The following is a 13,023-nucleotide window of genomic DNA, read 5'->3' as shown; positions in this document are numbered from 1 at the left end:
GGCGTTCTTGCGAACGCCGGGCTTTCTTTTTGCCGCACAGGATGCAGGGTGAAGCTTTATTCCTTCACCGCCCCCGTCATCCCCGACACGTAATACTCCACAAAGAACGAATACACCACCGCCACCGGCAGCGAGCCCAGCAGCGCCCCGGCCATCAGTGCGCCCCAGTGATAGACGTCGCCTTCCACCAGCTCGGTGACGATCCCCACCGGCACCGTCTTCACCTCGGAGGAGGAGATGAAGGTCAGCGCATAGATGAACTCGTTCCACGACAGCGTGAAGGCAAAGATGCCCGCCGAGATCAAGCCCGGCACCGCCAGCGGCAGGATGATCTTGACCAGGATCTCCCAGCGCGTAGCACCATCGATGAGCGCGCACTCTTCCAGCTCATAGGGAATCGAGCGGAAGTAACCCATCAGCAACCAGGTGCAGAACGGGATCAGGAAGGTCGGATAGGTCAGGATCAGCGCCCAGCGCGTATCGAACAGGCCCAGCTTGAACACGATCGCCGCCAGCGGAATGAACAGGATCGAGGGCGGGATCAGGTAGGCCAGGAAGATGCCCAGGCCGACCTGCTTGGAGCCCTGGAAGCGCAGGCGTTCGATCGCATAGGCAGCAAAGACGCTGGCCGCCAGCGAGGCGAAGGTCGACACCACCGACACGATCACCGTGTTGAGCAGCCAGGCCGGATACTGGGTCTGGAACAGCAGCTTCTTGAAGTGCGCCAGCGTCGGGGCAACCACCCAGAAGGGGTTGCCGGTCTGCGAGAGCAATTCATTGTCCGGCTTGAAGGCCGTGATCACCATCCAGTAGAACGGGAACAGCAGCACGAACAGGAAGATCAGCAGCGGAATGTAGATCGTCACCCAGCGGCGCGGTGTCGATTGCAGGAAATCCATGCCCTGGGTTTCCTGCTGGTCGTCTTTTTTCTTGGCCATTATTTGTCACCTCCTTGTTGCCAGCCGCGACGTTGCAGGCCGAAATACGAGAACATGATCGCTGCCAGGAGGAAGGGAATCATGTAGGTTGCCAGTGCCGCGCCTTCACCCAGGGCGCCGCCCGGAATGGCGCGCTGGAAGGAGAGCGTGGCCATCAGGTGCGTCGCATTGAGCGGACCGCCACGGGTGAGCACATAGATCAGCTGGAAGTCGGTGAAGGTGAACAGCACCGAGAAGGTCATCACCACCGCGATGATGGGCGTGAGCAAGGGCAGCGTCACGTGGCGGAACTGCTGCCAGGGCGTGGCACCGTCGATGGCGGCCGCTTCATAGAGCGAGGGCGAGATCGTCTGCAGGCCCGCCAGCAGCGAGATCGCCACGAAGGGAATGCCGCGCCAGACGTTGGCAAAGACGGTGGACCAGCGCGCATTCCAGGGGTCGCCCAGGAAGTCGATGTAGCGGTCGATCAGGCCCATCTTGTGCAGGGCCCAGCTGATCACGGAGAACTGTGCGTCATACAGCCACCAGAAGGCCAGGGCCGAGAGCGCAGTCGGCACGATCCAGGGCAACAGCACGATGGCGCGGAAGAAGGTCTTCAGCGGCACGTTCTTGTTGAGCAGGATGGCCAGCCACAGGCCCAGTCCGAATTTCAGGATGCTGGCGCTGACCGTGTAGAACACGGTATTGAACAGCGACAGCTGCGCCAGCGAATCGCCGGCCAGGTAAGTGTAGTTGTCCAGGCCGATGAAGCTGCCTTCGCCGCCGATCTTGGTATCGGTGAAGCCCAGCCAGATGCCCAGGCCCAGCGGGTAGGTCAGGAACACCACCAGCAGGATCACGGCCGGGGCCATGAACAGCATGCCCAGTACGTTACGGTTGTTCAGGAATCGGGATAGCATGATGTGCCTCGATGAAAGGGCCGCAAGCCAGGCCTGCGGCCAGTACTGTTGTGACGCGTCGCGATGCGCCAGCGCGGCGGGACCGGGTCGGCAGGCCCTGACAACCTGCCCCTTTGCCCGCTGTCCCGAGGGAACCCGGACCCGCCTTGCTGACGTTCAGGCCGATGCCATCAGGTCTTGTAATACCGCTTGGCGCGTTCGGCCGCCCGGTCGATGGCCTGCTGCACGGTCTTGGCACCCGAGGCGGCCTCGGCCACCATGTCCACCACCACGTAGTCCGCCATGCAGGCCGCCGAGGCTTGTCCCAGCGGGCCTTCGTGGCCGTGGTCCAGCATCAGCGAGGCCGAGTCGCGGTAGACGGTGGCCTTCGGGTCGTCGGTCCAGACCGGGTTCTTCTCGTAGGCCTTCAGCGGCTGGCTGACATAGCCGATGGAGGCCTTCATCCACGGGTTGTACTGGTCCGGCTCGAACATGAATTGCACGAAGGCCTTGGCCGCATTGGGGAACTTGGTGTGCTTGAACACCATCATCTGCGTGATCTGCATCAGCTCGGTGGGCTTGCCGGCCGGACCGACCGGGAAGTGCGCGTGCTGGGTATCCTTGGCGATGTCCTGCAGCTTGGGGTCCGGCGAATTCTTGGCGGCGTAATACACCGAGATGCCGTTGGCCGTCAGGCTGATCTGGCCATCCAGGTAGGCCTTGTTGTTGGACGGATCCTGCCACGACAAGGTGCCGGGCACGAAGGTGGCATAGAGCTGCTTGGCGTATTCCAGCGCGGCGCGGGTCTCGGCCGAGTTGATGGCGACCTGGCCGTTCTTGTCCACCAGCTTGCCGCCGTGCGACCACAGCAGCCAGTGCGCCCAGTTGTTGGCGTCACCGACGGCCTTGCCCAGGGCGAAGCCGACCGGGGTGTCCTTGGCCTTCAAGGCCTGGCACAGCTTGAGGAAGCCGGCCGTGTCCTTGGGAATGGCATCGAAACCGGCGGCCTTGATCTGGCTTTCGCGATAGACCAGGGCATTGCCGATCACGCCCAGCGGCAGGGCGATCCACTTGCCGTCCTTGGTGCCGTACTTGCGGCAGACGTCGTACCAGCCGCCATAGCGCTTGCCCAGCGAATCGGCCAGGTCGGTCATGTCGATCAGCTTGGTCGGGTACTGCTGCGGATCGTCGAACCAGCCCAGCACGATGTCCGGACCGCTGCCCACGTTGGCGGCCACGGCCGACTTCGGGCGCACGTCTTCCCAGCCTTCGCTGTCGGTACGCACGGCTACGCCGGTCAGTTCGGTGAATTTCTTGACGTTGGCGTTCCACAGGTCTTCATCGCCCTGGACGAAACGCTTCCAGCGCAGGATGCGCAGAGTCGCGCCCTGTTCGATGGGGTACTTGATGCTGTCGGCACCGGCCGCGCCGGGGCCTGCGGCAAAGGCGTTCACGCCCATGCTTGACGCGGCTGCGGCAGCAGCGCTGGTGACCAGGAATTCGCGTCGTGTCAGCTTGCTCATGTCTCCTACTCCTTCGGTTGAAAGTCGAATTGGACCGCTCTCGAACGGCTGTTCTTGCGGATGGACTCTTTTTCTTGTGATGCTGCGCTACGGGTGGTGCTTGGGTTACTGCAGTGATGGTGCGTTGGATCAGCGGGCCGCCAGCGACTTGCCCGATTCGGCGTCAAACAGGTGCGTGCGGCTGTGGTCGGGAACCAGATGGATCACGTCGCCCGCGCCGAAGTCATGGCGTTCGCGGAAGATCGAGGTGAGGCTGGTGTCGCCGAAGCGCGAGAACACTTCGGTATCGGCCCCGGTCGGCTCCACCACGATGACCTTGGTGGCGATGCCTTGCCCGGCCGCACCGATGGAGAGGTGCTCGGGACGCACGCCGTAGGTGACCTTCTGTCCGTCATTGCCCTGCAGGGCGCTGCCATAGGGCGCGGGCACGCGGGTGCCGTCGGCGAACTCGACCTCGGCTGCACCACCGCCAGCATTGCGGCGCAGGGTGGCGGGGATGAAGTTCATCGCGGGCGAGCCGATGAAGCCGGCCACGAACAGGTTGGCCGGATGGTCGTACAGGTCCAGCGGACGGCCGCGCTGCTCCACCAGGCCATCGCGCATGACCACGATCTGGTCGGCCATGGTCATGGCTTCGATCTGGTCGTGGGTCACATAGATGGAAGTGGTCTTGAGGCGCTGGTGCAGTTCCTTGATCTCGGTGCGCATCTGTACGCGCAGCTTGGCATCGAGGTTGGAGAGCGGTTCGTCGAAGAGGAACACCTGCGGATCGCGCACGATGGCGCGGCCCATGGCCACGCGCTGGCGCTGGCCGCCCGAGAGCTGGCGCGGATAGCGGTCCAGCAGCTGGTTCAGGCCGAGGATGTCGGCGGCCTTCTTGACGCGCTCGTCGACAAAGGACTTGTCCTTCTTGGCCAGGGTCAGCGAGAAGGCCATGTTGTCGCGCACCGTCATGTGCGGATAGAGCGCGTAGTTCTGGAACACCATGGCGATGTCGCGGTCCTTGGGCTGGACGTTGTTGACCACGGTACCGCCGATGAGGATCTCGCCGCCGGTGATCTCCTCCAGCCCCGCCAGCATGCGCAGCAGCGTCGACTTGCCGCAGCCGGACGGGCCGACCAGGACGGTGAATTCGCCATCGGCGATATCGATGTCGACGCCCCGGATGATCTGGGTGCTGCCGAACTGTTTCTTGACTGCGCGGATCTGTACTGATGCCATCAAATGCTCCTCGTGTCTATCCTCGTATCGACGCTGCGGAACCGGTTCCAGACGGAGCCGTTCACAACGCACTTTGTTCAGGCACGTCCTGTGGAGGGACGCGTGGAAGATCCTGCCGGTCTTCCTTTTTTTCGTTGTCTACACTGATGCAGCGCCGGCTGGCGGCCGGCGCGGTGCTGCGTTGGCGCCCCGTTTCCCGGGGTGATTGTTTTGACTTATTTGTTCTTGCCCTGAACGACCACGTAGGAGGGTCGCCCGTTGCGGTCCCAGTCGATCAGGTTCTGGGCCGCCTTGCGCCGCAGTTCGCGCGCTGCGACATCCGAGAAGAAGGCCGCGTGCGGGGACAATAGCACACGTGGATGCTGCACGATAGCCGAGGCCTTCTGCGGCGGCTCCACCGGCAGCACATCCAGCGCCGCCCCCTTGAGCTGGCCGTTTTCCAGCGCAGCGAGAAGGTCGTCGATCTTGATGAGGCCGCCGCGTGCGGAGTTCACCAGGTAGCTCTGCGGCTGCAGCAGACCGAGCAGCGAAGCGTCGATCATGTTGCGCGTCTCGTCGTTCAAGGGCGTATGCAGCGACACCACATGCGCCTGGCGGAACAACTCTTCGCGGCTCACGCGTTCCACGTAGGCGGGGAAATCGCCATCGATGATGTAGGGATCATAGGCAATGACGCGCTTGAAGAGATTGCGCGAGATATGCGCCATGCGCTTGCCGATGCGGCCCAGGCCGATGATGCCGATGGTGAGATCGGAGGCGCGCGGAATGATGCCGGCCGTGGTGTAGTGCCATTGACCGGCTTTCACGGCCCGGTCATAGACGGTGATGTTGCGGATCAGGTCCAGCGCCATGGCCAGCGCATGGGTGGCCACTTCGCCCACGCCATAGTCGGGCGAGTTGGCGACCCACACGCCGTGGGCTGCGGCGTCAGCCGTGTTGATGGTGTCGAAGCCGGCGCCATAGCGGCTGGCGATGCGGATTTCAGGACGGGCCGCGAAGACCTTGGCGTTCACCGGTGCGTATTGCACCAGCAGGCCCTGGCATCCTGCGGAGGCGGCGATGACCTCCTCTTCCGTGCGGCATTGCGCGGTCACGACTTCCACACCGGCTTCCTTGTAGAGCGCAAGCTCCAGGTCGACGTCGGGGAAATCGTAGTCCGTAATCAGTACTTTCATTGCTCGTCTCCGTGATGGTTGTCTTGGTCCACCTGATGCAACTACTTCCTGGAACACGGCCGCCGCTTGTGTGGCTGTACCTTGCTCCTGGGGTACGACGGATGCTGGTATTAAGCTGAATTTAATGCTGTTTGAATGACCCTTAACTTTTGCTTAATGCTGCTTGTTGAAGCCTGTGAAGCCTGTGATGCCTGATACGTTGCTGCAGGTGGAATTCAGTAAAAACGGTTTGCCTGAAAAAATGCTACTTGCCCTTGCCGCCATTGCAGCAGGCAAGGGCAGGCCAGTTCAGTGATTGTCCTTGGGCACGTAAGGTCCGCTCTTGCCGACCAGGAAATCGAGGTCCGCGCCCTGGTTGGCCTGCTGCACGTGATCCACATAGAGCTTGACCCAGCCGCGCTGCATCTGCGGCGGCAGTTCGGGCTTTTGCCATTGCGCACGGCGGCGTGCCAGTTCTTCGTCCGACACATCCAGGTGCAGCTTGCGCGCCTCCACATCGAGTTCGATGAAGTCGCCGTTCTGCACCAGCGCCAGCGGGCCACCGGCGGCCGCTTCCGGCGAGACGTGCAGTACCACGGTACCGTAGGCAGTGCCGCTCATGCGGGCATCCGAGACACGCACCATGTCGGTAATCCCCTTGCGCAAGATCTTCGGCGGCAGCGGCATGTTGCCCGCTTCGGCCATGCCGGGGTAACCCTTGGGACCGCAATTCTTGAGCACCAGCACGCAGGTTTCGTCGACGTCCAGGTTCTCGTCATCGATGCGCTTGTGCAGGTCGTCGCTGTTTTCGAACACCACCGCGCGGCCGCGATGCTTGAGCAGGGCAGGGGTGGCGGCCGATGGCTTGATGACGGCGCCGTCCGGGGCCAGGTTGCCCTTGAGGATGGCGATGCCGGCCGCTTCCTTGAAGGGCTGGTCGAAGCTGCGGATGACTTCCTGATTCCAGTTCGGCGCGTCCTGGCAGTTCTCCCACAGGGTCTTGCCGTTGGCGGTCAGGGCGGTCTTGTCGATCACGCTTTCCAGTTGGCGGATCACCGCCGGCAGGCCGCCCGCATAGTAAAAATCTTCCATCAGGAATTTGCCCGAGGGCTGCAGGTCCAGCAGGCAGGGCAGTTGCTGGCCGATGTCGTCCCAATCCTTCAGGTCGAGCTGGATACCGATGCGGCCGGCAATGGCCAGCAGGTGGATTACCGCATTGGTGGAGCCCCCGATGGCGGCGTTGACGCGAATGGCATTTTCAAAAGCCTGGCGGGTGAGGATCTTCGAGAGCACCAGGTCTTCGTCCACCATCTGCACGATGCGGCGGCCGGCGTTGCGGGCCAGCACGTTGCGGCGCGCATCGACGGCGGGAATGGCGGCATTGTGCGGCAGGCCCACGCCCAATGCCTCGACCATGCTGGCCATGGTGGAAGCCGTGCCCATGGTCATGCAGTGGCCGTGCGAGCGGTGCATGCAGCTCTCGGCTTCAAAGAATTCTTCCTGCGTCATCTTGCCGGCGCGCACGTCTTCCGACATCTGCCACACGCCGGTGCCGGAACCCAGTTCACGGCCACGGTATTTGCCCGAGAGCATCGGGCCGCCCGAGACGCCGATGGTCGGCACATCCACCGAAGCCGCGCCCATCAGCAGCGCCGGCGTGGTCTTGTCGCAGCCCATGAGCAGCACCACGCCATCGAGCGGATTGGCGCGGATCGACTCTTCCACATCCATGCTGGCCAGGTTGCGGTAGAGCATGGCGGTGGGGCGCAGCAGGGTCTCGCCCAGCGACATCACGGGGAACTCCAGCGGGAAGCCGCCGGCTTCCCAGACACCGATCTTGACCTGTTCGGCCAGGGCGCGGAAGTGAGAATTGCAGGGGGTCAGTTCGGAATAGGTATTGCAGATGCCGATCACCGGACGGCCATCGAACTGGTCGTGCGGGATGCCGCGGTTCTTCACCCAGGAGCGGTAGATGAACCCATCGCGGTCCTGGCGGCCAAACCAGGCCTGGCTGCGGCGGGTGGATTTTTTCTTGGTGTCGTCAGTCATTGTCGTTTCCCTGGCAAGGTGCGTGCGCAAGCGCGCACTGCGTGCCTTGCCCTGCTTCATGCGATCCATGGGCTGCCGGCCGGATAGGGCCAGCAGTGCCGTTCAATGCTTGCTGCCTGCGCGAACCTGGTCCTTGCAAGACTCAGGCGAGAGCGCGCGCGGCGACAGGATGACTGTCGCCCTGGTCAAAGAAATAGCGGGAAAAATCAATCAGCAGGAAGGCCAGCAGGGACCCGAAGGCGGAGCAGCGATGCAAGGCGCGGCGCGCACGCACGCTGGCAACGGTGGCGGCGCGGCGCATCTGCGCCCGGCCGGCCGGCGTCCTGCGGTTCACATGCGATGCTGTGCCTGGATAAGCCAATGGGATGTCTCCGCTGCCTGGAGCCGCCGGCAGGTGCCGTGGCGGCTGGGTCTGTGCCGTCCGTTCTGCCCTGCGGCCTGCCCCGTCACCGACGGTGGCAAGACACGCTGAAGCGACGTGACTTGTGTAATTGGCTGCGAGTCTATTGCAGCCGGATTTGTTTGGTCAAGTGGTAATACCAGATCGCGAGAAAGCTTTTTGTCAGCATTGCACGGCTGGCTTTTTGCGTCGCCGCTGCAACATGCAGTAAAACACACAGCCCGCCTGAAAGCCAGAGCCGGCAAGGCTTTGCGGCGGGGTATTAATGCTGCATGGCACCAAGGATGAATTTTTTTGATCCATTCGATTCATCCTTGACACTGCCTGGGTGATGTGAAATTCTAGCCTCCGCTGGTCAGACCACATGGCCTCTGCGCGACTCATCCCAATGCGGGGGCGCGGCCAGCAGCATGATGCAGCCTTACCGGCCCGGTCCGGATACAAGAACAAGCAGCAAGGCATGAGACCTGCGCAACAGAGACAACACAGGAGACCAGCGGGGGGGTAAATCTCTTCCGCATGGCCAATCACTCCGGCGCTCCCCGCAGGTCAGCGAAGCGGTAACGAAAGTCCTTTGCCAAAGCGTTAGCCGCACCCCATTGCGCGCATTGAGCGCAGACGACAACGGAGGAGAGACCATGCAGTTGACCCGCAGAACCTTGTTCAAGACCATCCTGGCCGCCAGCGCGGCCTGCACCGTCCTGGCCGCTCCGGCGGCCTTTGCCGCCTGGCCCGATCGTCCGGTCACGCTGATCGTGCCCTGGGGCGCAGGCGGCGGTACCGATGCCACCGCCCGCATCATCGGCGCCTTGCTGGAGAAGGACCTGGGCCAGCCGGTCAACGTGGTCAATCGCACCGGCGGCAATGGCGCGGTGGGCCACCAGGCCATCGCCAGTGCCACGCCGGATGGCTACACCATCGGCATCGCCACGGTGGAGATCTCGATGATGCACCACCAGGGCCTGACCAAGCTGACCCCGCGTGACCTGACGCCGCTGGCATTGATGAACTTCGACCCGGCCGCGTTGACCGTGAGTCACGAATCGCCCTACAAGAATTTCGACGACCTCCTGAAGGCCATCAAGGCCAATCCCGGCAAGCTCAAGGCGTCCGGCACCGGGCAGGGCGGCATCTGGCACCTGGGGCTGGCCGGCATGTTGAATGACCTCAAGGTCGCGCCCAATGCGGTGCGCTTCGTGCCCTCCAACGGCGCTGCACCGGCCATGGTGGACCTGGCTGCGGGCGGGGTGGACATCGTCGCAGCCTCGCTGCCGGAAGCCCGTTCGCTGATCGATGCCGGCAAGGCCACGCCACTGGTGATCATGGCCAACGAACCGGCGGCGCTCTATCCCAAGGTGCCCACGCTGAAGAGCCTCACCGGCAGCACCTGGACCAACGGCGCCTGGCGCGGCATCGTCGGACCCAAGGGCCTGCCGGCCGATGTGCAGGGCAAGCTCTCGGCCAGCCTCAAGAAGATCTACGACAGCAAGGAATACAAGGACTTCATGAGCGGACGCGGCTTCGGTACGCAATATGCCGATGCCGCCGAGTTCGGCAAGTTCATGGACAAGAGCGACGAGGACATGGGCGCCATCCTCAAGACCCTGGGCATGGCCAAGTAACAGGCACAGAGCAGGCGCATCGACCCCATGTCGCTGCGCCTGCCTGGCTCTCCTCTTCGTGCTCTTCGCTTCGGGACCGTCCCATGAAAATCAATGATGCCTTGTCCGGGCTGCTGATCGCTGTCCTCTCGGTCGTGCTCTGGATCGCTTCTGCCCGCCTGCCCGCGATGGGGCAGGATATCGGACCCAACGTATTTCCGCAGGCGCTGGCCGGCGGTCTGATGATCTGTGCCGTGCTGCTGGTGCTGCGTGGCTTGCGCGGCTTGCAGCGGGCGCGGGCGGCGCGCAGTGCGCCTGGCTCGCGCATTGCCACGACCGGTGCCGATGACCAGGACGCACGCTGGTTCACGTTGCCGGAGTGGTTCGGCAGCGGCCATGCGGTGTTCGCCTTCCTGCTCATCCCGCTTTCCCTGGTGTTCTACATCTGGGTCTCGGAACCCCTGGGATTCCTGCCCACGGCCGTCGTGCTGCTGCTGGCGCTGTTCCTCACTTTCCGCACCCGCGTGATGGTGGCCTTGCCGGTGGCGATAGCCAGTGCGCTGCTGATCCACACCATCTTCTACAAACTGCTCAAGGTGCCCCTGCCCTGGGGCATCCTCACGCCCCTGGCCTGGTAAGGAGACGACATGCTTGCCAACCTCTATGCCGCACTGGCGATGGTGTTTGATCCCTACGTGCTGGCGGTGATCCTCGGTTCCTCCATCTTCGGCCTCTTCATGGGGGCGGTGCCCGGCCTGTCCGCGACCATGGCCGTAGCGCTGCTGGTACCGGTGACCTTCTTCATGCCGCCGGTGCCGGCCATCGCGGCCATGGTCTCGGCCACGGCCATGGCGATCTTCTCGGGCGACATTCCCGGCTGCCTGCTGCGCATTCCCGGCACGCCTTCATCGGCCGCCTATACCGATGAAGCCTACGCCATGACCATGAAAGGGCAGGGCGAGATTGCGCTCGGTGCCAGCCTGGTGTTCTCGGTCATCGGCGGATTGTTCGGTACCTTCGTGCTGATTTTCTCGGCCCCGGCGCTGGCCGAGCTGGCGCTGAAATTCTCCTCCTTCGAATATTTCTGGCTGGTGCTGCTGGGCCTGACCTGCGCCATCTTCATCGCCTCCGACAATCCCTTGAAGGGCTTCGTTTCGCTGTTCCTGGGCATGTTCATCGCCTCCGTCGGCATGGGCAATCCGGCCGGAGCGCCGCGCTTCACCTTCGACCAGCCCGACCTGCTGGGCGGGGTCTCGCTGGTGCCGCTGATGGTAGGGATGTTCGCCATGTCCGAGGTGCTGCGCTTCGCGGTCTCGCGCGATTTCACCATGAAGGTTGCGGAAAGCCGCGTCGGCAACGTCTTCAAGGGCATGTGGGGGCTGATGCTCAAGTATCCGAAGTCGGTCTTGCGCGGCAGCGTCCTCGGAACCCTGGTCGGTGCGCTGCCCGGCGCAGGCGCTGACATCGCGGCCTGGATGTCGTATGCGATGAGCAAGAAGATGTCCAAGGAGCCGGAGAAATTCGGCACCGGCCATCCGGAGGGCATCGTCGAATCGGGCGCGGCCAATAACTCGGCACTGGCCGGGGCCTGGATTCCGGCGCTGGTATTCGGCATCCCCGGCGATTCGATTACCGCCATCGTCATCGGCGTGCTCTACATGAAAAACCTCAATCCGGGACCGATGATCTTCGTCGACAACCCGGTGTCGATGTATGCCATCTTCCTGGTCTTCATCCTGGCCAACCTGCTGATGCTGCCGCTGGGCTTCTGGTGCATCAAGATGGCCAAGCGCATCCTCTCCATCCCGCGCGGCATCCTGATGCCGCTGATTTTGCTGTTCTGTGTGGTCGGCTCCTATGCGACCAACAACAGCGTCACCGACGTGGGCATCATGCTGGTGTTCGGCCTGCTGGCCTATGTGATGGAAGAGAACGGTTTCCCGGTAGCACCGGCGGTGCTGGGCGTGGTGCTGGGCGGCATGCTGGAAGAACATTTCGTCACCTCGATGATCAAGTCCGACGGCCAGTTCCTGGCCTTCTTCGAGCGCCCCATTGCCGGCACGCTGGGCGTGATCACGCTGCTGCTGTGGTTGTTGCCGCTGGTGCTCAAGCTGGTGCGCAGGAAGCCGCTGGCCTTGGCCTGAGGTGAAAAGATTTCAATCGATATTCAAGCAAGGAAAGGTGGTTCCATGGCAATGCCCGAACGTTTCTCCGCTGACGCCCTGCGTCAGTTCGCCTCCACCCTGTTGCAGCGCGCAGGCCTGGAGGCCGACAAGGCTGACAGCGTCGCGGCCACGTTGGTCGATGGCGACCTGCTGGGCCACGACACCCACGGGCTGGCGCTGCTGGCCCCCTACGTCAAGGAACTGGAAAAGGGCAGCATGGCCAGGAGCGGCCAGCCCGAGGTGCTCTCGGAGCGCGCCGCCGCGCTGGCCTGGGACGGCCGCCGCCTGCCCGGTCCGTGGCTGGTGCATCAGGGCATCGATGCCTTGATCCCCAAGGCGCGCGACTATGGCACCGCTTCGCTGACCATTCATCACAGTCACCACATCGCCTGCCTGGCCGCCTATCTGCTGCGTGCCACGCAAGAGGGCTTCATGATGATCCTGGCCAGCTCCGACCCGGCGGTGCAGAGCGTGGCGCCCTTCGGCGGCACGCAGGCGGTGTTCACGCCCAATCCGATTGCGGCCGGCATCCCCACTTCCGGCACACCCTTCCTGGTCGACATCTCAGCCTCCATCACCACCAATGGCATGAGCAACCGCCTGCACAAGGCTGGCAAGCAGTTCGAGGAAGAATGGCTCATCGACGGCGCCGGCCATCCCAGCCGCGATCCGGCCGTGCTCTCGGCCACGCCGCCGGGCACCATCCTGCCGCTGGGCGGGCTCTCGGCAGGGCACAAGGGCTTCGGGCTGGCGGTGCTGATCGAGGCGTTGACGGGCGGTCTCTCCGGTTTCGGGCGTGCCGATCCGGCGGCGGGCTGGGGGGCGACGGTGTTCATGTCGCTCTATGATCCGTCCGCCTTTGGCGGCGAGCAAGACTTCAAGCGCCAGATGGATCACATCGCCCAGGCCTGCCGCAGCAATCCGCCACGCCCCGGCGTGGGCCAGGTGCGCATGCCCGGCGACCGTGGCATGCAGCGCCGCGCCGAGCAGCTGGCGCAAGGCGTGACCCTGCATCCGACCATTGCGCCCATGCTGCGCGAGGCTGGTGCCGCCTACGACCTGGAGTTTCCCGCGACCCTCGGCTGAGGACCATC

The 13,023-nt window shown here is 63.6% G+C and carries 11 protein-coding genes; 4 read left to right on the top strand and 7 right to left on the bottom strand.

Features of this window, described 5'->3' with window-relative positions; genetic code table 11:
* Window positions 1-56 precede the first annotated feature (56 nt).
* From ACLRDN_RS17740 to ACLRDN_RS17710, 7 genes are all read right to left on the bottom strand, one after another.
* Window positions 57-938 carry a carbohydrate ABC transporter permease gene (locus tag ACLRDN_RS17740; RefSeq protein WP_039784561.1) on the bottom strand — a complete coding sequence of 294 codons (882 nt, stop codon included), beginning with the start codon at window positions 936-938 and terminating at the stop codon, window positions 57-59.
* Complete coding sequence (locus ACLRDN_RS17735; protein ID WP_288063907.1) at window positions 938-1,837, bottom strand: carbohydrate ABC transporter permease; 900 nt, start codon at window positions 1,835-1,837, stop codon at window positions 938-940. Before ACLRDN_RS17735 ends, ACLRDN_RS17740 begins: the two co-directional genes overlap by 1 nt.
* 170 nt (window positions 1,838-2,007) lie before the next feature.
* A complete protein-coding gene (locus ACLRDN_RS17730; RefSeq protein WP_413457360.1) occupies window positions 2,008-3,339 on the bottom strand; it encodes an ABC transporter substrate-binding protein in 1,332 nt (443 codons plus the stop codon).
* A 129-nt stretch (window positions 3,340-3,468) separates the two neighbouring features.
* Window positions 3,469-4,560 (bottom strand): ABC transporter ATP-binding protein, encoded by a 1,092-nt coding sequence (locus tag ACLRDN_RS17725; RefSeq protein ID WP_413457359.1) that lies wholly within the window; start codon window positions 4,558-4,560, stop codon window positions 3,469-3,471.
* Window positions 4,561-4,775: 215 nt separating this feature from the next.
* Entirely contained in the window at window positions 4,776-5,735 is a 960-nt protein-coding gene (locus tag ACLRDN_RS17720; RefSeq protein WP_413457358.1) for a C-terminal binding protein, read from the bottom strand.
* A 288-nt stretch (window positions 5,736-6,023) separates the two neighbouring features.
* Window positions 6,024-7,763: an IlvD/Edd family dehydratase gene (locus ACLRDN_RS17715; RefSeq protein WP_413457357.1), complete on the bottom strand. Its 1,740-nt coding sequence runs from the start codon at window positions 7,761-7,763 to the stop codon at window positions 6,024-6,026.
* A 142-nt stretch (window positions 7,764-7,905) separates the two neighbouring features.
* Complete coding sequence (locus tag ACLRDN_RS17710) at window positions 7,906-8,097, bottom strand: hypothetical protein (protein ID WP_413457356.1); 192 nt, start codon at window positions 8,095-8,097, stop codon at window positions 7,906-7,908.
* A gap of 704 nt (window positions 8,098-8,801) precedes the next feature.
* Between ACLRDN_RS17710 and ACLRDN_RS17705 the strand changes: the two genes are divergently transcribed.
* The 4 genes from ACLRDN_RS17705 to ACLRDN_RS17690 all read left to right on the top strand — a co-directional run bounded on the left by ACLRDN_RS17705 (window position 8,802) and on the right by ACLRDN_RS17690 (window position 13,015).
* A complete protein-coding gene (locus tag ACLRDN_RS17705; RefSeq protein WP_413457355.1) occupies window positions 8,802-9,785 on the top strand; it encodes a tripartite tricarboxylate transporter substrate binding protein in 984 nt (327 codons plus the stop codon).
* An 83-nt stretch (window positions 9,786-9,868) separates the two neighbouring features.
* On the top strand, window positions 9,869-10,402 hold the full coding sequence (locus ACLRDN_RS17700; RefSeq protein WP_413457354.1) for a tripartite tricarboxylate transporter TctB family protein: 534 nt from the start codon (window positions 9,869-9,871) through the stop codon (window positions 10,400-10,402).
* Window positions 10,403-10,411: 9 nt separating this feature from the next.
* Window positions 10,412-11,908: a tripartite tricarboxylate transporter permease gene (locus ACLRDN_RS17695; RefSeq protein ID WP_121045147.1), complete on the top strand. Its 1,497-nt coding sequence runs from the start codon at window positions 10,412-10,414 to the stop codon at window positions 11,906-11,908.
* 45 nt (window positions 11,909-11,953) lie between these two features.
* Window positions 11,954-13,015, top strand: a complete 1,062-nt coding sequence (locus tag ACLRDN_RS17690; protein WP_413457353.1) for an Ldh family oxidoreductase — start codon at window positions 11,954-11,956, stop codon at window positions 13,013-13,015.
* Window positions 13,016-13,023 lie beyond the last annotated feature (8 nt).

This window comes from Herbaspirillum huttiense, assembly GCF_047300815.1.
GTDB classification, from domain to species: Bacteria; Pseudomonadota; Gammaproteobacteria; order Burkholderiales; family Burkholderiaceae_D; genus Herbaspirillum; species Herbaspirillum huttiense_A.
This window is presented reverse-complemented; position numbering and strand designations above follow the sequence as displayed.

Excerpts from the sequence above, each read along its gene's own strand:
- ACLRDN_RS17740 (WP_039784561.1), bottom strand. The coding sequence starts at position 938 with ATGGCCAAGAAAAAAGACGACCAGCAGGAAACCCAGGGCATGGATTTC.
- ACLRDN_RS17735 (WP_288063907.1), bottom strand. The coding sequence starts at position 1,837 with ATGCTATCCCGATTCCTGAACAACCGTAACGTACTGGGCATGCTGTTC.
- ACLRDN_RS17730 (WP_413457360.1), bottom strand. The coding sequence starts at position 3,339 with ATGAGCAAGCTGACACGACGCGAATTCCTGGTCACCAGCGCTGCTGCC.
- ACLRDN_RS17725 (WP_413457359.1), bottom strand. The coding sequence starts at position 4,560 with ATGGCATCAGTACAGATCCGCGCAGTCAAGAAACAGTTCGGCAGCACC.
- ACLRDN_RS17720 (WP_413457358.1), bottom strand. The coding sequence starts at position 5,735 with ATGAAAGTACTGATTACGGACTACGATTTCCCCGACGTCGACCTGGAG.
- ACLRDN_RS17715 (WP_413457357.1), bottom strand. The coding sequence starts at position 7,763 with ATGACTGACGACACCAAGAAAAAATCCACCCGCCGCAGCCAGGCCTGG.
- ACLRDN_RS17705 (WP_413457355.1), top strand. The coding sequence starts at position 8,802 with ATGCAGTTGACCCGCAGAACCTTGTTCAAGACCATCCTGGCCGCCAGC.
- ACLRDN_RS17700 (WP_413457354.1), top strand. The coding sequence starts at position 9,869 with ATGAAAATCAATGATGCCTTGTCCGGGCTGCTGATCGCTGTCCTCTCG.
- ACLRDN_RS17695 (WP_121045147.1), top strand. The coding sequence starts at position 10,412 with ATGCTTGCCAACCTCTATGCCGCACTGGCGATGGTGTTTGATCCCTAC.
- ACLRDN_RS17690 (WP_413457353.1), top strand. The coding sequence starts at position 11,954 with ATGGCAATGCCCGAACGTTTCTCCGCTGACGCCCTGCGTCAGTTCGCC.